At 67.6% G+C, this 20,714-nt stretch carries 19 protein-coding genes; 5 read left to right on the top strand and 14 right to left on the bottom strand.

The features are described from left to right. Positions 1-2 precede the first annotated feature (2 nt). On the bottom strand, positions 3-434 hold the full coding sequence (locus AADJ02_RS03365; RefSeq protein WP_341211572.1) for a tripartite tricarboxylate transporter TctB family protein: 432 nt from the start codon (positions 432-434) through the stop codon (positions 3-5). Positions 435-502: 68 nt separating this feature from the next. Beyond that, complete coding sequence (locus tag AADJ02_RS03370; protein WP_341211573.1) at positions 503-1,492, bottom strand: tripartite tricarboxylate transporter substrate-binding protein; 990 nt, start codon at positions 1,490-1,492, stop codon at positions 503-505. A gap of 152 nt (positions 1,493-1,644) precedes the next feature. On the opposite strand from AADJ02_RS03370, the gene AADJ02_RS03375 reads away from it, so the two are divergent. From AADJ02_RS03375 to AADJ02_RS03385, 3 genes are read left to right on the top strand one after another with little or no spacing between them, the layout of a single operon-like run. Continuing rightward, positions 1,645-2,316 (top strand): response regulator transcription factor, encoded by a 672-nt coding sequence (locus AADJ02_RS03375; RefSeq protein WP_341211574.1) that lies wholly within the window; start codon positions 1,645-1,647, stop codon positions 2,314-2,316. A 16-nt stretch (positions 2,317-2,332) separates the two neighbouring features. After that, the gene (locus AADJ02_RS03380) at positions 2,333-3,667 is read left to right on the top strand and encodes a sensor histidine kinase N-terminal domain-containing protein (RefSeq protein WP_341211575.1); all 1,335 of its coding nucleotides are present in this window, start codon (positions 2,333-2,335) and stop codon (positions 3,665-3,667) included. Next, positions 3,664-4,731: an ABC transporter substrate-binding protein gene (locus AADJ02_RS03385; RefSeq protein ID WP_341211576.1), complete on the top strand. Its 1,068-nt coding sequence runs from the start codon at positions 3,664-3,666 to the stop codon at positions 4,729-4,731. The genes AADJ02_RS03380 and AADJ02_RS03385 overlap by 4 nt, the downstream gene beginning before the upstream one ends. Before the next feature lie 3 nt (positions 4,732-4,734). Here AADJ02_RS03385 and AADJ02_RS03390 read toward each other — a convergent pair whose 3' ends face one another. The 9 genes from AADJ02_RS03390 to AADJ02_RS03430 all read right to left on the bottom strand — a co-directional run bounded on the left by AADJ02_RS03390 (position 4,735) and on the right by AADJ02_RS03430 (position 13,314). Next, positions 4,735-5,070 (bottom strand): cytochrome c, encoded by a 336-nt coding sequence (locus AADJ02_RS03390; RefSeq protein WP_341211577.1) that lies wholly within the window; start codon positions 5,068-5,070, stop codon positions 4,735-4,737. A 59-nt stretch (positions 5,071-5,129) separates the two neighbouring features. Further along, the gene (locus AADJ02_RS03395) at positions 5,130-6,524 is read right to left on the bottom strand and encodes a PQQ-dependent sugar dehydrogenase (protein ID WP_341211578.1); all 1,395 of its coding nucleotides are present in this window, start codon (positions 6,522-6,524) and stop codon (positions 5,130-5,132) included. A 70-nt stretch (positions 6,525-6,594) separates the two neighbouring features. Beyond that, on the bottom strand, positions 6,595-7,587 hold the full coding sequence (locus AADJ02_RS03400) for a putative sulfate exporter family transporter (protein ID WP_341211579.1): 993 nt from the start codon (positions 7,585-7,587) through the stop codon (positions 6,595-6,597). A gap of 155 nt (positions 7,588-7,742) precedes the next feature. After that, complete coding sequence (dctP, locus tag AADJ02_RS03405; RefSeq protein WP_341211580.1) at positions 7,743-8,801, bottom strand: TRAP transporter substrate-binding protein DctP; 1,059 nt, start codon at positions 8,799-8,801, stop codon at positions 7,743-7,745. A gap of 29 nt (positions 8,802-8,830) precedes the next feature. Further along, positions 8,831-10,120 carry a TRAP transporter large permease gene (locus AADJ02_RS03410; RefSeq protein WP_341211581.1) on the bottom strand — a complete coding sequence of 430 codons (1,290 nt, stop codon included), beginning with the start codon at positions 10,118-10,120 and terminating at the stop codon, positions 8,831-8,833. After that, positions 10,120-10,710, bottom strand: coding sequence for a TRAP transporter small permease subunit (locus tag AADJ02_RS03415; protein WP_341211582.1), 591 nt, complete (start codon positions 10,708-10,710; stop codon positions 10,120-10,122). Before AADJ02_RS03415 ends, AADJ02_RS03410 begins: the two co-directional genes overlap by 1 nt. Positions 10,711-10,763: 53 nt before the next feature. Further along, entirely contained in the window at positions 10,764-11,273 is a 510-nt protein-coding gene (locus AADJ02_RS03420; protein ID WP_341211583.1) for a flavin reductase family protein, read from the bottom strand. Then, positions 11,270-12,160, bottom strand: coding sequence for an aldo/keto reductase (locus AADJ02_RS03425; protein ID WP_341211584.1), 891 nt, complete (start codon positions 12,158-12,160; stop codon positions 11,270-11,272). Before AADJ02_RS03425 ends, AADJ02_RS03420 begins: the two co-directional genes overlap by 4 nt. Beyond that, positions 12,160-13,314: an LLM class flavin-dependent oxidoreductase gene (locus AADJ02_RS03430; protein ID WP_341211585.1), complete on the bottom strand. Its 1,155-nt coding sequence runs from the start codon at positions 13,312-13,314 to the stop codon at positions 12,160-12,162. Before AADJ02_RS03430 ends, AADJ02_RS03425 begins: the two co-directional genes overlap by 1 nt. Before the next feature lie 97 nt (positions 13,315-13,411). On the opposite strand from AADJ02_RS03430, the gene AADJ02_RS03435 reads away from it, so the two are divergent. Both AADJ02_RS03435 and AADJ02_RS03440 read left to right on the top strand, forming a co-directional pair. After that, positions 13,412-14,113, top strand: coding sequence for a GntR family transcriptional regulator (locus tag AADJ02_RS03435; protein WP_341211586.1), 702 nt, complete (start codon positions 13,412-13,414; stop codon positions 14,111-14,113). Between the two features lie 10 nt (positions 14,114-14,123). Continuing rightward, positions 14,124-15,257, top strand: a complete 1,134-nt coding sequence (locus AADJ02_RS03440) for a Gfo/Idh/MocA family oxidoreductase (RefSeq protein ID WP_341211587.1) — start codon at positions 14,124-14,126, stop codon at positions 15,255-15,257. Positions 15,258-15,295: 38 nt separating this feature from the next. Here AADJ02_RS03440 and AADJ02_RS03445 read toward each other — a convergent pair whose 3' ends face one another. The 3 genes from AADJ02_RS03445 to nirB are packed head-to-tail and all read right to left on the bottom strand — an operon-like array spanning position 15,296 to position 20,711. Continuing rightward, positions 15,296-17,944, bottom strand: a complete 2,649-nt coding sequence (locus AADJ02_RS03445) for a molybdopterin-dependent oxidoreductase (RefSeq protein ID WP_341211588.1) — start codon at positions 17,942-17,944, stop codon at positions 15,296-15,298. After that, the gene (gene nirD / locus AADJ02_RS03450; RefSeq protein WP_341211589.1) at positions 17,941-18,273 is read right to left on the bottom strand and encodes a nitrite reductase small subunit NirD; all 333 of its coding nucleotides are present in this window, start codon (positions 18,271-18,273) and stop codon (positions 17,941-17,943) included. Before nirD ends, AADJ02_RS03445 begins: the two co-directional genes overlap by 4 nt. Then, entirely contained in the window at positions 18,270-20,711 is a 2,442-nt protein-coding gene (gene nirB, locus AADJ02_RS03455; RefSeq protein WP_341211590.1) for a nitrite reductase large subunit NirB, read from the bottom strand. The genes nirD and nirB overlap by 4 nt, the downstream gene beginning before the upstream one ends. Between the last annotated feature and the right edge of the window lie 3 nt (positions 20,712-20,714).

Genomic DNA, 20,714 nt, shown 5'->3' on the forward strand with positions numbered 1-20,714 from the left:
CCTCAGATGCCCAAGGGCCCGCGGGCAAGGCTGAGCCCGAGGACGAGGTGGAAGATGACGTAGATCCCGAGCGAGGTGGCCACGCCGATGATCACGCTTTGCAGCAGCGTCGAGCCCAGCCGCCATGTCAGGTAGGCCGCCGCGAAGGCGGTCGCGATGACAAAGCCCACCTCGGGCAGCAGCTGCGCGTAGGCGATCATCACGGCGGCGGCGAGGCCGATCTCAGCCAGACGCCCCATCTGCGGCCACTCGGGCTCGGGGTCCGGCTTGAACAGGAACCACAGCGAGGCCAGCGCCATGATCGTGGCGATGCCATAGGGAAAGGCGCGCGGGCCGACGGCGTCGGACATGAAGCTGTCGGGGATGATCGTGGCGCGCCAGACATAGAGCAGCGCAAGCATCAGACCGATGCCACCGAAGATGCGATCGCTCATGCGATCCCTCCCTCAAATTGAAAGCGGGGCGCGCCCGTGGCACGCCCCACCCGACCGCGTGGGGCCGTTTACTGGATGATGCCGATCTCTTTCGACAGGTCGGTGATGCTCTGGACCGACTCGGTCACGAAGCTCTGGAACTCCTCGCCCTGCAGGTCGAGCGGCGCGAGACCGTTGGTCGCCATCGTCGTCTTCCACTCTTCGCTGTCATAGAGTTGGTCGATCGCCGAGACCCAGTAGTCATAGGCCTCCTTCGACATCTCGCCCGGACCGTAGAAGCCGCGCCAGTTGGCGCCGACCGCGTCGATGCCCTGCTCCTTGGCGGTAGGAATGTCCGAGAACTCGCCGTCCAGACGCTCGGGCGCCAGCACCGCCAGCACGCGGATGTCGCCCGATTCCACGAAGCCGGTGGATTCCGACAAGTCACCGGTGAAGGCCTGCAGCGAGCCGCCCAAGAGCTGCGTCACCGCCTCGCCGCCACCGTCGAAGGCGATGTACTTGACCGAGCGCACGTCCTCGATGCCGGATTTCTGCGCCGCGATCAGCACCTTGAGGTGGTCCCAGCCGCCCACGGCCGAGCCGCCGCCGATCGACACCGAGGTCGGATCGTTCTTGATCATCTCCATCAGCGCTGGCAGGTCCTGCACCTCGCTGTCGGCGGCCACGGCGATGACGCCGTAATCCGCGCCCAGCGCGCCGAGCCAGCGGACCTGATCCATGGTGTTGCCCGGATAGGCGTTTTGCGCAAGGCGGGTTGCGGTGGCCGAAGAGGCCGCGACGATCAGGTCGTTGTCATCCTTGCGCTTGTTGACGACCTCGGCGAAGGCCACGCCGCCGCCGCCGCCGGCGAGGTTCACCACCTGCATGGTCGAGGGGATCAGGTCGAGGTCCTGCAGAGTCTTGCCCGCCTGACGGCAGGTGAAGTCCCATCCGCCGCCCGGGTTGGCAGGGGCGATGCATTCCGGGTTCTCGGGCGTGAAGCCCTGCGCCAGAAGTGCGGCCGGGGCGGTGCCCAGAAGCGCGGCGGCGATCAGGCCGCGGCGGAACGTGTTGGTCATATCTGTCCTCCCAAAGGTCAGGGCCGTCCGGAACTCCCCCCGGCAGCCTCGTCCGCCCTTGTGACCCTCCAAGCTGTCATCAAGCTGTCATCGCGCGCGTCTGGGCTTCTTAATGCGGCGGAGCGCCCCTATGGTGGGCTGCCGGAGGATGCATGCGGATACTGATCGTCGAGGACACGTCGGATGTCGCCGAAGCCGCGAGCGCGAGCCTCGGGCGCGCGGGCTTTGCCTGCGACATCGCGCCGACGCTGGCGGATGCGCGCGCCTGCGCCGACATCACCGGCTATGCCGCCATCGTGCTCGACCTGAACCTGCCCGACGGCTCGGGCCGCGATTTCCTGCGCGAACGCCGCCGCGCCGGCGACCGGACCCCGGTGCTGGTGCTCACCGCGCAGTTCTCGGTCGAGGACCGTGTCGGCGCGCTCGACGAGGGCGCGGACGACTATCTCGTCAAGCCCTTCGATCTGCGCGAGCTTGAGGCGCGGCTGCGCGCGCTCACGCGGCGTGAGGCGGGGCGGGCCGAAAACCGGGTGACCTTGGGCGGCCTCGACTTCGACGCCGGCGCGCAGAGCCTGCGGGTGGGCGGCGCTGCCGTCACCGCGACGCGGCGCGAACTGGCGCTGTTGAATTTGCTCATCGCCAACCGAGGCCGGATCATGTCGAAGGATCGCCTGTTCGACGGGCTGTTCGGCTTTGAGAACGCCGATGTCGGTACCAACACCATCGAGCTTTACGTGGCGCGTCTGCGCAAGAAGCTTTCAGGGTCCGGCGTGGCCATCGAAACGCATCGGGGGCTCGGCTACCGGCTCGATCTCGATGGCTGAAACGCGGACCTGGTCCTTGAAGTCGCGCGTAGCGCTTGCCGTGGGCGCGGTGCTGCTCTTGGGCGGCGTCGTGGTGCTGTCGGTGGCCCTCGCCTATGGCGGCCGCGCGGCGCGTGAGGCCTATGACCGGCTGTTGCTGGGGGCGGCAAACGACATCGCCGCCTCGATCACCATCCGCGACGGGGCGGCGGTGGTCGACATGCCCGCCTCCGCGTTCCAGATGCTGGCGCTGGCTCCCGAGGACCGCATCCGCTACCGCGTCACCGGCCCGGATGGCACCACGCTCACAGGATCGGACGCGGCCCCGGCCCCGCCGCGACGCGATGCGCCGGGGCCGGTGTTCTACGACGGCGATCTCGGGGCCGAACCGGGCCGCTACGTGGCCCTGACCCGCCGATTTGCGGAACGCAGTTTTTCGGGGCCGGTGCGCGTAACCGTGGGTCAGACCCTGCGCGCGCGGCAGGCGCTGGCGCGGGACATTGCGGGCGGGGCGCTGGCGGTGCTCGCTGCCGCCGGTCTCGCCATCGGGCTCTTTGCCTGGCTCGCGACCCGCTCGGCGCTCAGGCCGCTGCAGCGGTTGGGCCGGGCGCTGGCGCGGCGCGATCCCACCGATCTCACGCCGATCACCTTGCCGATGCCCTCCGAGATCGCGCCCGTGCTGGGCGCGCTCAACGGTTTCATGGGGCGGCTCGACCGACAGGCGACGGCGAGCCGCAACCTGATCGGCGACGCGGCGCATCAGCTGCGCACGCCCGTAGCGGCGATCCGCGCGCAGGCGCAGGACGCGCAGGACGAGGCCGACCCCGAACGCCGCGCCCGGCTGCTCGCGCGCATCCACGAGCGCAGCGTCGGGCTGTCACGGCTGCTCGACCGGATGCTCGACCGCGCGATGACGATCCACCGCACCGACACCGCGCCGCGCAGCGCCTTGGACCTGCGCGACGTGGCGCTCGAGATCTATGAGGCGCTCGAGGACGTGCCGGGCGGGGCCGCGATCCGGCTCGACCTGCCCCCCGCCCCGGTGGTGGTGCGCGGCGACGCGCTGTCGCTGGTGGAGGCGGGCAAGAACCTCGCGGCCAATGCGCTGTCGCATGGCCGCGCGCCAATCCGCATCGGTGTGGCGCGCGAGAACGGCAGCGTACGGCTGTTCGCGCGCGACGCGGGCCCTGGCCCCGCGCCCGCGATCCTCGCGGGCATGGGCGCGCGCTTTGCCGCCCATGCGCCCGGCGGCGCGGGGCTCGGCCTCGCCATCGCGCGCGAGGTGGCACAGAGCCACGGCGGCGCGCTCGTGCTCGGGCCGCGCGATGATGGCTTCGAGGCGGCGCTGCGCCTGCCAAGGATCGGCGCATGATCCGCGCGGGCCTCATGGCGCTGGCGCTCTTCGCCGCACCTGTGCAGGCGCAGGAGCTGACGCGCGACTTTGGCCCCGACACCGCGACCGAGGTGCTGCGGCTGCGCTCGACCACCGACATCGCGGTGCTGGGACCGGTGGTCGAGGCGTTTCTGGACAGCCGCCCGAACATCGCGATCCGCTATGAGCAATGGGGGTCGAACGCCCTCTACCGCCTGCAGGCCGAGGACTGCGCCAGCGGGCGCGCGGGCGCGGATCTGGTGATCTCCTCGGCGGTGCACCAGATGGTCGATCTGGTGAACGAAGGCTGCGCCCGCCCGCACCGCTCGGCCCTGACCGCCGCGCTGCCCGACGCGCTGATCTGGCGCGACGAGCTGTGGGGCGTCACCCGCGAGCCCGCCGTCATGGTCTACAACCGCGATCTCGTGCAGCCCGCGCAGGTGCCGCGCTCGCGCTTCGATCTGCTCGACCTGCTGCGCCCGACCGAAAGCCCGTTTCGGGGCCGCGTCGCCACCTATGACATCGAGCGGTCGGGCTTGGGCTTTCTCTTTGCCTTCGCGGACTCGACCGAGGCCACGACCTTCGGCGGCCTGATGGAGAGCTTTGGGCGATCCGGCGCGATCGCCACCTGCTGTTCGGCCGAGATCATCGACGGCGTCGCCGAGGGGCAATATCTCGTGGCCTACAACGTGCTGGGCTCCTATGCGCTGGTGCGGGCGCGGCGCGACCCGCGGCTCGGGGTCATCGCGCCTCAGGATTACACGCTAGTGCTGTCGCGCGCCGCGATGATCCCGCGCGAGGCCGGGCAGCCGCGCGCCGCCTCGCAATTCGTGGATTTCCTGCTTTCGAGCGAGGGCCGCCGCGCGCTCGAGGCCGCCCTGCTGATCGTGCGGCTGGAGAGCGAGGACGGCACCGCCTTGGAATTAGGCGAGGCCACCGAGACGCTGCAACGCCCCATCGCCCTCACGCCTGCGTTGCTCATTGCGCTCGACGCGCACAAGCGGGCGCTGTTTCAGGCGCGCTGGCGCGATGCCTTCCCGAGGATCGGCGCCGCCGCGCCCTGAGGTTCATTTCAGATCGTCGGGCACCGTCGCCGTAATTTCGATCGCCGCGAAATAGGCCGCGATGTCGTCGATCTCGTCGTCTTCGAGGCTCTGCGCGATGAGCGTCATCTGCTCGTGTTCGCGCTCGCCCGAGCGATAGGCTTGGATCTGTTCGACGAGATAGCTCTCGGGCTGACCGGCTAGGTTGGGCGCGTCGGGGGCCATGGCGATGCCGTCGCGCCCGTGGCAGGTGGCGCAGGCGCCGACCGCCTCCCGGCCTAGCTGCGGGTCGCCCGCATAGGCCATGGGCGCGATAAGAAGAAGCGCGGCCAAGCCTGCCGCGAACTGGGTCGATGTCATGCTGGTCTCCGAGGAAAACGGGGGATCGCGGCCGCCAAAGCGGCCACGAGGGTCAGGCTTCAGTTCGAGGTTTCGGTTTCCTCGCTCTCCATCTCCATGTGCTCCATGTTTTCCATGTTCTCTTCCATGTGTTCGTCCATGGCCTCCATGTTCGCCTCTCCCATGCCGGTCCCGCCAGCCTGCGCGCCGCCGTCCGAGCCAGTGTAGGAGATCCGGTAGATCGCGCCCGCGAAGTCGTCGGACACCAATAGCGAGCCGTCCTTCATGACGGCGACATCGACGGGCCGCCCAAGGTATTCGCCGTTGTCGGTGAGCCAGCCTTCGGCAAAGACCTCGGCCTCGCCCGCCGAGCCGTCCTCGCCCACCGGGGTGAACATCACCCGTGCGCCAACAGGCGTGGTGCGGTTCCAAGAGCCGTGCTGCGCCGAGAAGATGCCGCCGTGGTATTTACTGGGAAAGCTGTCGGCCCCGTAGAAGGCCATGCCGAGATCAGCGGCATGGGCGGTCAGTTCGACCTCCGGGTTCACCACGTCGGCGGGGATCTCCGCGTCCATGTATTCATTGGTGCGCGTCGTGCCGCCGCCGTACCACGGAAAGCCGAAGTTCTGGTTGGCCGCAGTGATGCGGTTGATCTCGCCCGGCGGGATGTCGTCGCCCATGCCGTCGACCTGATTGTCGGTGAACCACAACTCGTCATTGGCGGGGTTGAAATCCATGCCGACCGAGTTGCGGATGCCGCGCGCATAGACCTCGCGGCCCGAGCCGTCGGTGTTCATGCGGATGATCCCGCCCATGCCGACCTCGTTGTAGAGGTCCATCTTCTCGGCGGGCGGCACGTTGTGCGGCTGGCCCATCGAGATGTAGAGCATGCCATCGGGGCCGATGTCGCAGACCCGGGCACCGTGGTTGAAGCTTTCCTCCTCGACCGGGATCAGCTCGCCCTGCGGGACGACTTCGGCCACGGCCACGTCGGGGGATTCGTAGAAGAATTCCGCCGCCGGGAACATCAGCACCCGGTTGTGTTCGGCCAGAACGAGAAAGCCGTCCTTGGTCATGCAAGGTCCGTTCGGCACCGCAAGGTCGAGCGCGGGGGCGAATTCCTTGACCTCGTCGGCGACGCGGTCGCCGTCACGGTCGGTCACGGCCCAGAACTTGTCCTTGCGGGTGCCCACGAAAACCACCGGCACCGAGTTGCCCAGCGCCATGTGCCGCGCATCGGGCACTACCGCGAAGAGGTCGATCTGAAAGCCCTCGGGCATCTCGATGTTCTCGAGGATGCCGCGCAGGCGGTCGGCGTTTTCGCCCTTCTGGTCGATCACAGGTATGTCGAGCGAAGTTCCCGTAGTCCGGAACTCCCGCATCTTGGACAGGCTGTCGTCGCTGCTCTGGGCCAGCGCCGACACCGGCAAGGCCGTCGCCATCAGCAGCGCGGCCGTCATTCTGGAAATACGCATCGGGTCCTCCCTCACCTTACGTTAGGTCAAGAGTAGCAATGCTCAAAAATTGGTCAACAAGTATTACCGCCTAGCCGATCAGCGCCACGCCAAGGCCAAGAAACAGCGCGAGGAACACCGTCTGCGCGGTCAGCAGCGCAATCGCTCGGCCGCCGACGTCGAGCAGTTTTCTCAGCGAGGTCTTCATGCCGACGGCGGCGATGGCGGTCAGCAGCGCCCAGCGTGAGACGGCGCTCAGGGCCTCGATGCTCCAGCCGGGCAGAAGCTGCATCGAGTTGAGCGCGGCAAGCGCGAGAAACCCCAGCACGAAGCCCGGCACCAGCGGCGGCCGCGCGGCCCCTTGCGGTGCGCGGCGGCGCATCACGAGGGCGGCCACGAGCACGATCGGAGCCAGCATGGTGACGCGGATGAGCTTCACCAGCGTCGCGATGTCGCCCGTTTCCTCGGAGACCGAGTAGCCTGCACCCACCACCTGCGCCACGTCGTGGATCGTGCCGCCCAGAAACACGCCGGTCTGGCGCGCATCGAAGCCCAGCCGCGCGGCGAGGATCGGATAGGCGATCATCGCCAGCGTCGAGAGCATGGTGACCGAGACCACGGTGAAAATCAGATCGCGTTCGCCCCCCTCGCGGCGGGGCAGCACCGAGGCGATGGCCATCGCCGCAGAGGCTCCGCAGATCGCCACCGCGCCGCCCGAGAGAAACGCAAAGAGCCTGTCGCGTCCGGTGGCCCATGCAAAGGCCAGCGACGCGCCGATGGTGGCAAAGACACCGCCGACGATGAGCGCGAAGAGCCCCAGACCCAGCTCCTGCACCATGCCGACGCTGATCCGCACGCCCAACAGCGCCACGCCGATGCGCAGCAGCATGCGCGAGGCAAAGCCGATGCCGGGGGCCGAGCGCGGCTCTTCGGAGAGGAACTGCAAAGCGATGCCCAGAAGGATCGCCATCAGCATCGCGGGCGCGCCGTAATGCTCGGACAGGAACTGCGCCGCCATCGCCACCAGCACCGCGAGGGCAAGGCCCGGAAAGAGGGTCCGGGACTGCTCGGCAAGACGGGTCATGGTGGCTCCTGAAGACAAAGGGGAGGTGTCCGGGCGATGGCCCGGCTGGGAGAGGCATCGGAATGTCGGGAAAAGCGCCTGCCTTGGATCGGTCCAAGGCAGGCGCGGGACCAAGGGGCGCCGTTGCGTCCCCCGGTCAGGTCAGAAGCGCAGGCTCACTTCATGTCGGCGGCGCGCGCGGCCTCGAGATCGCTCTCGGCCTCGGCCACGGCGGCGGTCAGCGCATCATAGATCTCCTGCCCGCCGTCGACATTGGCGGTGAACCATTCGTAGACCGGCTGCGCGGCCTCGGCGAAGGCGGCCTTTTCGTCGGGGCTCGGCACGTAGAGATCGCCACCACCGGCCACGAAATCTTCATAGGCCTGGATCGACTTGCGCTTCGGCGAGGCAAAGGTCGCCTGCTGCAGCTGGTAGAAGCCGTCGACCACGACGCGCTTGAGATCGTCGGGCAGCTCTTGGAAGCGCTGGTTCGACATCCACCACAGCGCACCCATGTAGGCGTGGCCGTCGAGGGTGACGTATTGCAGGCCCGCGTCCGGGAACTTCATCGACATGATGTCGGTGATGCCGTTCTTGGTGCCCTCGACCACGCCGGTCTGCAGCGAGGTGAACAGTTCGGGCCACGGGATCGGCGTCGGCGAGGCGCCCAGCGCGCGCACCAGCTCTTGCGGCAGATCGGCGACCACGGTGCGGATCTTCAGGCCCTCGATGTCCGAGGGTTGGGCGATGCGGCGCTTGGTGTTGGCAAAGTTGCGCCAGCCGCCGGTGTTGCCGATGGTCATGAGCCGGATCGTGTCGTCCGAATCCGCCAGAGCCATGTCGCGCATGGTGCGGGTGAAATCGCCCGACAGCACGGCTTCGGCTACGCGGTCGTCGGCCATCACGTAAGGCAGGTCGAGCACCTGCACGTAGGGAAACAGCCCCGAGGCGCCGCCCGAGGTCGAGATATAGACATCGATCGAGCCGTCGGCCACGCCTTGCAGGCACTCCGCGCCGTTCGAGCACAGCTGCGTGCCCATGAAGATCTCGACCGCCATGGCGCCGTTCGAGGCGGCCTCGACGTAGTTCTTGAAGACCACGAGGCCGTCGTAATCCTCGTCGTTCTCGTTGGAGTTGGCGGTGACGCGCAGGGTGACGTCCTGTGCCATGACGGGCAGCGCGGTGCCGGCCATGAGTGCGGCCAGTCCGGCAGCCTTGAGGGTTTTCGCGAGCATGGTGTCCTCCCTTTTGCTCATCTTCTTGTTCAGTCGGCGAAGCCCGTCAGGCGCGGGATCGTCATGGAAATCTCAGGTACGAAGGTGATCAGCATGATCACGAGGATCTCGACCGCGAGAAACGGCAGGATCGCCTTGGAAATGGTCTCGACCTTTTCGCCCGAGACCGAGGCTGCGACGAAGAGCACGAGGCCCATCGGTGGCGTTGCCAGCCCCACGGTCAGGTTCACGCACATGATGATCGCGAAATGCACCGAGTCGACGCCGAGCGAGGTGAACACCGGCCCGAGGATCGGCCCGAGAATGATGATTGCCGGGCCCGCGTCGAGGAACATGCCCACCGCGAACAGCAGCAGGTTGATCAGGAACAGCAGCAAGAGCGGGTTCTCGGTCAACGTCAGGATGAAGTCGGCCAGAAGCTCGGGCGCGTGGGAGAGCGAGACCACCGTCTTGAACGACATCGCGGCCCCCACCAAAAGCAGCACCACGGCGGAGGTGATGCCTGCCTTGGCGAGCACGTCGGGCAGTTCGGAGAGCTTCAGCGTGCGCAACACGAAGATCCCGATGATGAGCGCATAGGCCACGGCGACGGCGGCGGCCTCGGTGGGCGTGAACACGCCCGACAGGATGCCGCCGAGGATGATCACCGGCGTCAGCAGCGGGAAGAAGGCCTTGATCGAGGCCTGACCGCGTTCGCCCCAAGTGTGGCGGCGCGAGGCGACGGGAAAATCATAGCGATCTGCCATGAGCTTCACGAGCACCATCAGCCCGACGCCCACGAGGATGCCCGGCACGATGCCCGCGAGGAACAGCGCTGCGACGCTTTCGCCCATGACATAGGCATAGATGATCATGATGCCCGAGGGCGGGATGATCGGACCGATGACCGAAGATGCGGCGGTGATCGCGGCGGCGAAGCGGCGGGTGTAGCCCTGCTTTTCCATCGCCGGGATCAGCATCGAGCCCAGCGCCGAAGTATCGGCCACCGCCGAGCCCGAGAGCCCCGCGAAGAGCATCGACGACAGGATGTTCACATGCGCCAGACCGCCCCGGAAGTGCCCCATGAGGGCTTGGGAGAACTCAACCAGCCGCAAGGTGATGCCGCCGCGGTTCATCAGCTCGCCCGCGAGCATGAAGAACGGGATCGCCATCAGCGGGAAGCTGTCCATGCCGTTGTAGAGGTTGCGGTAGAGCAGCGTGATGTCGCGCTCCTGCCCGTTGAGCCACAAGAGGATGCCGGGCGCGAACAGCAGGCCGAAGAACACCGGCAGACCGACCATCAGAAAGAACAGGAACACCGGAAGGAACAGGACCAGCATTATTCGGCGCTCCCCAGAACGGGATTTCTAACCATGGGCAGCCGGTCGGCGGCCCCGAACAGCCCCATGACGGCGCGCAGCATCAATTCGAGATTGACGAGGATCAGCAGCGCGAAGCCCACCACCATCGACAGCAACATCCAGCTGCGCGGGATTCGGTACCAGCTCTCGAGGTTCCACGAGGTTGGCAGGTAGAGCGAGGCGGTGTCGAAGCGTCCGCCCAGCCCGTTCACCTCGGCCCAGCCGATGGTCAGCCCCATCACCAGCACCAGCATGGCGATGGACAAAAGGATCAGCGACAGCAGCGCAGAGAGCCGCACCGGCAGCGCCATCAGCAGGCTGTCGATCGCGACGAAGCCGCCGTGGCGCAGCGCCGTCGGGGCCATCAGCCCGGTCATCCACAGCATGCAAAAGCGCGCCGCCTCGTCAGGCCAAGGCAGCGCGTTGTTGAACACGTAGCGCATGACGACCTGCAACAGCGTCACCGCCACCATGATGGCGATGGCCACGACGCCGATGCCGCGGCCCGCGGCACACAGCACCGCGTTGAGCCGCCCCAGCGGCCCCAGCACGGCCAGAACTCCTCCCATCGATCTCCCCTTCCCTCTCGGGTTGCCGCTCCTCCCCAGGATGCGGCGATGTCTCAGTCCTGCGCGAGCCGCACGGTCTTGCCCGCGTAGAACACAAGCGGCGCGCCGTCGCGCAGCTCGCATCGATCGACCCGGCCCACCACGATCACATGGTCACCGCCCTCATGCGTGGCCTCGCGCGTGCAGTCGAACCGCGCCAACGCGCCGGGGATCACCGGCACGCCCGCCTCGTTCAGCTCCAGATCGTGCTCGCCCAGCTTCCACGCGTCTTTCGAGACACCAAAGCACAGCTCGGCCTGGCCCTCGGCCAGCACATGTATCACGTAATTCGTCGCATGGGCGAAATGCTCGAAGCGGCGCGAGCCCCGATCGGGCGACCACAGCACCAAGGGCGGGTCGAGCGACAGGCTCGAGAAGCTGTTGGCGGTGATCGCCACCGGCCCCTCCTCACCCGCCACTGTGACGATGGTGACGCCGGTGGCAAAGCGGCCGAAGGCATCGCGCAGAAGCCGGGTGTTCCCTGCGTCCGGCACAAAGCCCGTGATCTCGGCCGATGCGCTCACGGCACCTCCGCGCCGAGCGCGGCCTCGTAGAGCGAGAACCAGGCCTGACGGTCGAGATCGACCTTCAGCGCGTCGCCGATTTTGGCGATCCGCTCCACGTTGTTGGTGCCCAGCACCGGCAGGATGCCCGCCGGATGCGCCAGCAGGAAGGCCACGGCCACGGCGGCGCGGTCGACGCCCTGCGCCTCGGCGATGGCGTCGAGCTTTTCGGCCACCGGCCCCTGCCCGGTCATCAGCTCGCCGCCGCCCAACGGCGACCACGCCATGAGCGGGATGTTGCGGCGCTGATGAAAGGCGAGATCGCCGTCGGTGAAGGGATCGAGCCGCTTCAGCGAAATCTCGATCTGGTTGGTGGCGATGGGCGTCTCCATCGCGGATTGCAAAAGCTCCACGTCCCAGGGGCGGAAGTTCGACACGCCGACGGCGCGGACCTTGCCGCTCGCCACGAGGGCGTCGAGTGCGGCCCCGGTCTCGCGCGGATCCATCATCGGGTCGGGGCGGTGGATTAGCAGCAGGTCGAGATGCTCGATGTGCATGTCGCGCAGGCTCGTCTCGACCGCCTGCTCGATATAGGCGCGAGAGGTGTCGTAATGCTTGACCGTCTTGTCGGCATGGCGGCCCATGGGGGCCACGATGCCGCATTTGCTGACGATCTCGATTTGGTCACGCAGCGAAGGGTCTTCCTTCAGCGCCGCGCCCAGCACCGCCTCGGCGCCGTAGCCGCCATAGATGTCGGCCTGATCCATGGTGGTGATGCCCTGCGCGAGGCACGCGTCGATCTTGGCGCGGACGTGTTTGGGGCTGGTGTCGGCGTCGTCGGCGATGCGCCACATGCCATAAACGAGGCGGCTCAGCGCCACCTCCTTCGAAATCTCGATCCGGTTCATCAACGTCGTTCTCCCACGCCCAGCGGCGTTTTCGGTGTCTCGGCCGGCACGCGCCCATAGGCTTCGGGCAGCGAGCAGGTCTTCATCATCGGCAACACGCGCGCGCCGAAGTGCTTGGCTTCCTCGATATGCGGATAGCCCGAGAGGATGAAGGCCCGCATGCCCATCTTGCGGTAGTCTTCGAGCTTGGAGAACACCTGATCGGTGGAACCGACCAAAGCCGCGCCGCATCCCGACCGCGCTCGTCCAACGCCGGTCCACAGGTTCGGTTCGATGAAGCCGTCCATATCCGCCAGTTCGCGGTTGCGCGCCTGATGCGACACGCCGAGCGATGTAGCGTCGAGCGCGCGCTCGCGGATCGCGCGGCCCTGTTCGTCGTCAAGCTCGGAGACGAGGTGCTGGGCATACTCGCGGGCCTCGGCCTCGGTGTCGCGCACGATCACATGCACGCGCAGCCCGTAATCCAGAGTGCGGTCGTATTTCGCCGCGACCTCGTGCACGGCGCGCATCCGCCCCGCCAGCTCGTCGCGCTTTTCGGGCCACATCAGATAGACATCGCAATGCTGGCCGCACAGCTCCAGCGCGTCGGGGGAGTAACCGCCGAAGTAAAGAAGCGGCCCACCCGTCTGATAGGGCTTTGCCGGATCGGTGGTGAGGCCCGAAAAGTCATAGACCTCGCCCTTGTAGTTGATCTCATCCTGGGTCCAGGCCTGTTTGAGGATCTCGACCACCTCGCGCGAGCGCTGGTAGCGGAACTTGCTGTCGGCTTTCTCGCCCGGAAAGTCCGAAGAGATCACGTTGAGCGTCAGTCGGCCTTCGAGCATGTGATCGAGCGTCGCCACCGTGCGCGCGAGCATGATGGGCTGCATCTCGCCGCAGCGGATCGCGGCCAGCAGGTTGATCTTCGAGGTGATCGGCGCGCAGCCCGCGACGAAGCTCAGCGTGTCCTGCCCGACCTGATAGGACGAAGGGCACAGGATGTTGCGAAAGCCCTGCGCTTCGGCGGTCTTCACGATGTCCGAGCAATGCGCCCAGGAAGAGCGCAGATCGCCCTCGGGCTTGCCCAGAAGCCGGAAATCATCCGAGCAGAGCGCTGCGAACCACGACACTTCGACCGCGTCGAGATCGGGCGAGGTGATGGGGACGACGGTCATGCGGGGCTCCTCCGGGCTTTGCGATTTCCACTTGCGTAGCAGCGGGTCAAATGCAAATCAATGGTGCATCAATTTGGATCGCGAGATTTTCGAGCCGATGCCCGACGCCCCCGCCGCCCTGCCCCTGCACCTTCAGATCAGCGAGCTGCTGATCCGCGAGATCGCTTCCGGGCGGCTGGTGGACGGCGAACGCCTGCCGCCCGAACGCGGCCTCGCGGTGCGTCTGGGCACCTCGGTGCGCACGCTGCGCAAGGCGCTGGCGGACCTGTCGGACAAGGGGATGCTTGAGCGGGTGCAGGGCTCGGGCAACTATGTGCGCCGCAGCGCACGGGTCGAGAGCGTCTACTCGATGTTCCGTCTGGAGCTGCCCGAGGGTGGCGGCCTGCCGCGGGCCGAGGCGCTCGACATCACCCGGATGGACAAGCCCGCCGACCTGCCGCGCTTCGGCACGGCCGCGCAGGCCACCCGCGTTCGCCGTCTGCGGCGTCTGAACCAGACCGTAATGGCGGTCGAGGAGATCTGGCTCGACGGGGCGGCGGGGATGATCGACCCGGCGAAACTCGGCGACTCCCTCTACCTCTATTACAAGACCCACCTCGGTTTCTGGATCACCCGCGCCGAGGATCGGGTCACGATGGACGCGGTGCCCGACTGGTCGCCGGACGCCTTCGGCGTCCGGCCCGGCGCCCCCACCGGATATATCGAGCGACTGAGCTGGGCGCAGGGGCCCGCACCGGTCGAGTTCTCGCGCACATGGTTCGACACGACGCGCGCCCATTACGTGCAACGCCTGATCTGAGGGAGATCACATGACCAAGGTCACCAATTACGGAATTATCGGCTGCGGCATGATGGGCCAGGAGCATCTGCGCAACATCGCGCTGCTGCCCGGCGCCTGCGTCGCCGCGATCTTCGAACCTGACGCCGAGATGGCGATGCAGGCGCAGGCCTTGGCCCCCGAGGCGCGGATGTGCGGATCGGTCGCCGAGCTAATGGCGGTGCCGGAACTCGACTGCCTGCTGATCGCCAGCCCCAATTTCCGCCATCTTGAACAGATGGAGGAGATCGCCCGTTTGAAACCGCTGCCGATTCTCGTCGAGAAGCCGCTGTTCACCGACCCGGCCGAAACCGCCCGGCTCGCGGCGTTCCGCGACAACTATCCCGCGCCCGTATGGGTAGCGATGGAGTATCGCTACATGCCGCCCATCGCGGCCTTTTTGAAAGAGGCGCAGGCGACCACGGGCGGCATCCGCATGCTCACCATCCGCGAGCACCGCTTTCCCTTCCTGCACAAGGTCGGCGGCTGGAACCGGTTCAACCGCTACACGGGTGGCACCTTCGTCGAAAAATGCTGCCATTTCTTCGACCTGATGCGGCTCACGCTGAATGACGAGCCGGTGCGGGTGATGGCCTCGGGCAGCCAGGCTGTGAACCATCAGGACGAGAACTACGAGGGCGTGGCCCCCGACGTGCTCGACAACGGCTATGTCATCGTCGATTTCGCGCGTGGCGGGCGGGCGATGCTGGAGCTGTGCATGTTCGCGGAAGGTGCGCGCTATCAGGAGGAAGTGACGGCGGTCGGCCCATTGGCGCGGATCGAGGCGCTGGTGCCGGGGCCGGGCCGGTTCTGGCCCGAGCATCTTGGCGCGCCGCCGGTGCCGCAGCTCATCGTCAGCCCGCGCGAGCCCAAGGGCCCCGAAGTGCGCGAGATCCCCGTCGATCCGGCGCTTCTCGAGGCTGGCGATCACAACGGATCGACCTTCTACCAACACGCGCGCTTTCTCGAACTGGTACGCGGTCAACGGGCGCGGGCCGAGGTGACGCTCGAGGATGGCTGGGCCGCCGTGGCGATGGGCATCGCCGCGCAGATGTCGATCCGCGAGGGCCGCGCCGTGTCGATGGACGAAACCGGGCTGATGCCCGCGCGGCTGCGCGCCGCCTGAACCGGGCGGGGCCGTTTCAGGCCCCGCCACCTCCCTACTTACTCCGCCGCTTCGCGCATCCGCGCGTTCGCCAAAAGCGCCGCGATCTCGGGGCGACAGGAGCCGCAGTTCGTCCCCGCCCCCAGCGCCGCGCCGATCGCCTCGACGCTGAGCGCGGCACCGCTTTCGATCGCGGTCAGGATCGTGTTCACCCCGACGTTCAGACAGGCGCAAAGCACCTGGCCGGGGTCGGGCATGTCGGCCCCGGGACGGCCGCTGAGCGGCTGTGCGCCCTCGCCGCCCAAAAGCGACGCCAGATGCTCGCGCGAGACGGCGACGGGCTTGGGCGACACGAACAGCGCCGCGACCAGCCGTCCACCTTCGTGAAACGCGAGCCGCTCGATCCCGCGCGCGGGATCGCTCACCCGCGACAGACGCGCCTCGGGCAGCCCGAACAGGGTGCGGGCCTCGGCCTCCCAATCCTCGGGGGACTTCGCCCCGGCCAGTTCCAGCCGCCAGCCGCCCTCGCTGCGCGACCGGGCCCAGTATCCGGCCTCAGGCGCGGGCTTGGTCGTCGAGACGGCAAAGCCGAACCACGCTGCCGAAAACGGAGCGACCGAGACCGCCGCCGCCTTGGCTTCGGGCTGGCCCGAGAGCGGATCGACATGGCCGGCCACCAGCGCGTCGATGCGCCCCGTCGGCGCGGTCTCGCCGCTCCAATGGATCGGCGCGAAGACCTCGCCGCGCCGGGCCCTGTCGCTCACCAGCACCCGCAGCACGGCGCATGCGCCCTGCCCACGCAGCTCGGCGAGGCTGGCGGGGGCAAGCCCGAGGTCGCGCGCGTCCTCGGGGTGGATCTCTAGGAAAGGCTCGCCCATGTGACGGTTGAGCCGGGCCGAGCGGCCCGTTCGGGTCATGGTGTGCCACTGGTCGCGGATGCGCCCGGTGTTGAGCCGGAAGGGATACTCGGACGTCAGCGCCGCCACCGGCGCACGGGCACTGACGGCGATCATCCGGCCCCGCCCGGTCGGGGTGAAGAAGCGCCCGTCGCCGAAGAAGCGCCCGCCGCGCTGGGCACGGCTGATCGGCCAGCGCTGCGGGGCCAGCGCGTCGTAGGCGGCGGCGTCGAGATCGGCCAGACCCGAGATGTCGAAGTCGCGCCCGAAGCCACCTGCGATCCCCGATAGAGCCGCGTGTTCGCGCAACACCTCGGCCGGGCTCTCCCAGTCGAAGGCAGCAGCCCAGCCCATGCGCCGCCCCACTTCGGCCAAGATCGCCCAATCGGGCCGCGCCTCTCCCGGCACGTCGAGCAGCTTGCGCTGACGACTGATGGTGCGGTCGGAATTGGTCACCGTGCCGTCACGCTCGCCCCAGCCGGCGGCGGGCAGCAGCACATGCGCGAGGCGCGCGGTGTCGGTGTCTGCGGTGATGTCGCTCACCGCCACGAAATCGCAGCCCGCGATGGCGTCGCGTACACGGTCGGCCTCGGGCATGGAGACGGCCGGGTTGGTGCAGATGATCCAGATCGCCTTGATCTCGCCGCGCCCCACCGCGCGGAACATGTCGACGGCCTTGAGGCCCGGTTTTTCCGGCATCGCAGGTGCGGCCCAGAACCCCTGCACCGCGGCGCGATGCGCGGGGTCCTCGATGTCGAGATGACAGGCCAGCGTGTTGGCGAGCCCGCCAACCTCGCGCCCGCCCATGGCGTTGGGCTGACCGGTGACCGAAAACGGCCCCATGCCGGGTCGCCCGATGCGACCCGTGGCGAGGTGGCAGTTGATGATGGCGTTCACCTTGTCGGTGCCTGCGCTCGACTGGTTCACGCCTTGGCTGAACACGGTAACGACTTTCTCGGTGCCGATCCACATGTCGCAGAAGGCGTCGATCTGCGAAGCACTCAGACCGGTGACCGACGCGTCCTCGGCATGGGCCGCGGCGAGCGCCTCGTCCATGCCATCGAGGTGGCGTGCGAAGCGGGCGTCGCGCGCGCCGCGTGCGTCGATCTGCGTGAGTAGCGCGTTGAACAGCGCCACGTCAGAGCCCGCCGCGATGGGCAGGTGCAAATCGGCAATGTCGCAGCTCGCGGTGCGGCGCGGATCAATCACCACGACGCGCATTTCGGGGCGCGCGGCCTTGGCCGCGGCGATGCGCTGATAGAGCACCGGGTGACACCAAGCGAGGTTGGAGCCCGTGAGCACCACGAGATCGGCGAGTTCGAGATCCTCGTAGGTGCCGGGCACGGTATCGGTGCCGAAGGCGCGCTTGTGCCCCGCCACGGTCGAGGCCATGCAAAGCCGGGAATTGGTGTCGATGTTGGCCGAGCCGATGAAGCCCTTCATCAGCTTGTTAGCGACGTAGTAATCCTCGGTCGTCATCTGGCCCGAGACGTAGAAGGCAACGCTGTCGGGGCCATGTTCGGCTATGGTCTCGCGGAACCGGTCGGCGACGTGGCTCAGCGCCTCGTCCCAGCCCGTCCGCGCGCCGTTCACCAGCGGGTGCAGCAGCCGATCCTCGTGCCCCATCGTCTCGCCCAGCGCCGTGCCCTTGGAGCACAGCCGCCCATAGTTGGCCTGGTGTTCGGGATCGCCGCGCACCGAAAGCCCGCCCTGCCCGTCCGGCTTGGCGAGAACCCCGCAGCCTACCCCGCAATAGGCGCAGGTGGTGCGGATCTCGCCCGGCTGGGCAGAGAGATGCGCGGGCCCGGTCATGCCGCCGCCCTGCGGCCCACCGCGTCGCCGTCGAGCAGGAGACGACCGTTCTCGACCCGCAGCGGATAGGTCGGGATTGAGCCTTCGTCCGCGCCCTGCGCCACGCCAGTCTCGAGGCTGAACACCCAGTTGTGCAGCGGGCAGGTCACGGCACGGCCATGCACGATGCCCTCCGACAGCGGCCCGCCCTTGTGCGGGCAGCGGTCGGAGGCTGCGAAAACCTCGTCCTCCGCCGTGCGAAACAGCGCCACGCAGCCCACATGCGTCTTGACCAGCCGCGAGCCACGCAGCGGGATGTCGTCGAGAGCGCCCACATCGATCCAGTTCATTCCGCAGCCTCCAGCGTGAGATCGGCCAGCGGCTGGAACCGGCGCGCCGCTGCCGGTTCGGCCCGTTCGGCCCAAGGGTCTTTTTGATAGATCGTCTGGCTCAGATCGAAACGCGCCACGAGCGCCGCGCGCTCCTCTGCGTCCGACAGCGCCGCGCGCACCCAGTCCATGCCGACCTTGGCGATCCACTTGTAGGGCCGGTCGAGATACTTGGCGTGCTCGCGGTAGAGCTGCACGAAGGCCACCGACCATTCCTCGGCCTCGGCCTCGGTCGCGACCTTTACCAAGGGCTGGATCTCCTTGAGATCCATGCCGGCCGCGCCACCGACCCCGATCTCGAAGCCCGAATCCACGCAGATGATGCCCAGATCCTTGCAGGTCGCCTCAGCGCAGTTGCGCGGGCAGCCCGACACGCCCAGCTTGACCTTGTGCGGCGTCCACGAGCCCCAGAGCCGCTTTTCGAGCTTCACCCCGAGGCCGGTGCTGTCCTGCGTGCCGAAGCGGCAATGCTCGCGGCCGACGCAGGTCTTCACCGTCCTGAGCCCCTTGGAATAGGCGTGTCCCGACACGAGGCCCGCCTCGTTCAGATCGGCCCACATAGCGGGTAGATCCTCCTTGCGCACGCCTAAGAGATCGATGCGCTGGCCGCCGGTGACCTTGACGGTCGGCACGCCGTACTTGTCGGCGGCATCGGCGATCGCGCGCAGTTCGCGCGGGTTGGTCAGCCCGCCCCACATGCGCGGCACCACGCTATAGGTGCCGTCCTTCTGGATGTTGGCGTGGTTGCGCTCGTTGACGAAGCGCGACTGCGGGTCGTCCTGGTATTCGAGCGGCCAGTCGGCGAGCAGGTAGTAGTTCACCGCCGGACGGCAGACATGGCAGCCATTGGGCGTGGTCCAGCCCAGCTCCTGCCAGACCGCGGGCTGGGATTTCAGCTCCTGCGCCTTGATCAGGCGGCGCACGTCCTCATGGGTGAGGTCGGTGCAGCCGCAGACCGGCTTGGCGGTCGGCATGACGAAATCATCACCAAGCGAAAGCGCCATGACCTGTTCGACCAGCCCGGTGCAGGTGCCGCAGGAGCCCGATGCCTTGGTCACGGCGCGCACGTCCTCAATGGTCGTGGCGCCGCCTTCGACGGCCTCCACGATCCGGCCCTTGCACACGCCGTTGCAGCCGCAGATTTCTGCGTCAGCCGGTAAGGCTGCAACGGCCGCCATAGGGTCCGCTTGGGCACCCCCCTGGAAGGCGGGCCCGAAGATCAGCGTGTCGCGCATCTCCGAGACGTCCTCGCGGTCCTTGATCAGCCCGTGGAACCACGCCCCGTCGGCGGTGTCGCCATACATCACCGCGCCGATCAGCCGTTCGCCCTCCAGCACGAGGCGCTTGTAGACGCCGCGCGCCGGGTCGCGGAACACGATGTCCTCGCGCCCCTCGCCTTCGGCGAAGTCACCTGCCGAAAACAGGTCGCATCCGGTGACCTTGAGCTTGGTCGCGACTTCCTTGGGCTGGAACGCGGCCTCCTGGCTCAGCAGTGTCTGGGCCATGACTTTGGCCTGATCGTAAAGCGGGGCGACGAGGCCGAAGACCGCGCCGTTGTGCTCGACGCATTCGCCAAGCGCCAGCACGTCCCGATCGGAGGTGACCATCTGGTCGTCGACATGCACGCCGCGCCCGACGGCGAGGCCCGCGGATTTGGCAAGCGCGACGCTGGGCCGGATGCCCACGGCCATCACCAGCAGGTCGCAGGGCAGCTCGGTCCCGTCGTCGAGCAAGAGCGCCTTCACATGACCGTTTTCGCCCAGGATTTCCTTGGAGTTGGCCGAGCAGCGCACGGTGATGCCCTTGTCGATGAGCGCGCGACGCAGCAAATACCCCGCCGCCTCGTCGAGCTGGCGCTCCATCAGATGGCCCATGATGTGCACCACGGTGACATCGACGCCCCGCGCGGCCATGCCGGCGGCGGCCTCAAGCCCGAGGAGCCCGCCGCCAATGACCACCGCCTTCGCGTCCGGCTTGGCCGAGAGGCCCATCATCCGCTCGGTGTCTTCGAGATCGCGATAGGGGATCACGCCTTCGAGGTCGTGGCCCGGCAGCGGGATCATGAAGGGGTCGGAGCCGGTGGCGACGACGAGCTTGTCGTAAGCCACCTCGCCCTTCTCGCCGACGACGATCTTGCGCCCTCGGTCGATCTCGATCACCCGCTCGCCAAAGCGGCAGGTGACGCCATGGCTCTCGTACCATTGGTCGTCATGGGTGACGATCTCGGCATAGGTCTTGTCGCCAGACAGCACCGGCGAGAGCATCAGCCGGTTGTAGTTGCCGCGCGGCTCGGCGTTGAACAGGGTGATCTCATAGGCGGAGGGATCGCTTTCGATCAGGCTTTCCAGCATCCGGCCCGAGGCCATGCCGGCGCCGATGACGACGAGTTTCTTGGTCATGGC

Source organism: uncultured Limimaricola sp. (assembly GCF_964022235.1).
Lineage (GTDB): Bacteria > Pseudomonadota > Alphaproteobacteria > Rhodobacterales > Rhodobacteraceae > Limimaricola.

Excerpts from the sequence above, each read along its gene's own strand:
- nirB (WP_341211590.1), bottom strand. The coding sequence starts at position 20,711 with ATGACCAAGAAACTCGTCGTCATCGGCGCCGGCATGGCCTCGGGCCGG.
- AADJ02_RS03395 (WP_341211578.1), bottom strand. The coding sequence starts at position 6,524 with ATGCGTATTTCCAGAATGACGGCCGCGCTGCTGATGGCGACGGCCTTG.
- AADJ02_RS03385 (WP_341211576.1), top strand. The coding sequence starts at position 3,664 with ATGATCCGCGCGGGCCTCATGGCGCTGGCGCTCTTCGCCGCACCTGTG.
- AADJ02_RS03365 (WP_341211572.1), bottom strand. The coding sequence starts at position 434 with ATGAGCGATCGCATCTTCGGTGGCATCGGTCTGATGCTTGCGCTGCTC.
- AADJ02_RS03400 (WP_341211579.1), bottom strand. The coding sequence starts at position 7,587 with ATGACCCGTCTTGCCGAGCAGTCCCGGACCCTCTTTCCGGGCCTTGCC.
- AADJ02_RS03440 (WP_341211587.1), top strand. The coding sequence starts at position 14,124 with ATGACCAAGGTCACCAATTACGGAATTATCGGCTGCGGCATGATGGGC.
- AADJ02_RS03445 (WP_341211588.1), bottom strand. The coding sequence starts at position 17,944 with ATGACCGGGCCCGCGCATCTCTCTGCCCAGCCGGGCGAGATCCGCACC.
- AADJ02_RS03410 (WP_341211581.1), bottom strand. The coding sequence starts at position 10,120 with ATGCTGGTCCTGTTCCTTCCGGTGTTCCTGTTCTTTCTGATGGTCGGT.
- AADJ02_RS03415 (WP_341211582.1), bottom strand. The coding sequence starts at position 10,710 with ATGGGAGGAGTTCTGGCCGTGCTGGGGCCGCTGGGGCGGCTCAACGCG.
- nirD (WP_341211589.1), bottom strand. The coding sequence starts at position 18,273 with ATGAACTGGATCGATGTGGGCGCTCTCGACGACATCCCGCTGCGTGGC.
- AADJ02_RS03430 (WP_341211585.1), bottom strand. The coding sequence starts at position 13,314 with ATGACCGTCGTCCCCATCACCTCGCCCGATCTCGACGCGGTCGAAGTG.
- AADJ02_RS03390 (WP_341211577.1), bottom strand. The coding sequence starts at position 5,070 with ATGACATCGACCCAGTTCGCGGCAGGCTTGGCCGCGCTTCTTCTTATC.
- AADJ02_RS03375 (WP_341211574.1), top strand. The coding sequence starts at position 1,645 with ATGCGGATACTGATCGTCGAGGACACGTCGGATGTCGCCGAAGCCGCG.
- AADJ02_RS03435 (WP_341211586.1), top strand. The coding sequence starts at position 13,412 with ATGCCCGACGCCCCCGCCGCCCTGCCCCTGCACCTTCAGATCAGCGAG.
- AADJ02_RS03425 (WP_341211584.1), bottom strand. The coding sequence starts at position 12,160 with ATGAACCGGATCGAGATTTCGAAGGAGGTGGCGCTGAGCCGCCTCGTT.
- dctP (WP_341211580.1), bottom strand. The coding sequence starts at position 8,801 with ATGCTCGCGAAAACCCTCAAGGCTGCCGGACTGGCCGCACTCATGGCC.
- AADJ02_RS03370 (WP_341211573.1), bottom strand. The coding sequence starts at position 1,492 with ATGACCAACACGTTCCGCCGCGGCCTGATCGCCGCCGCGCTTCTGGGC.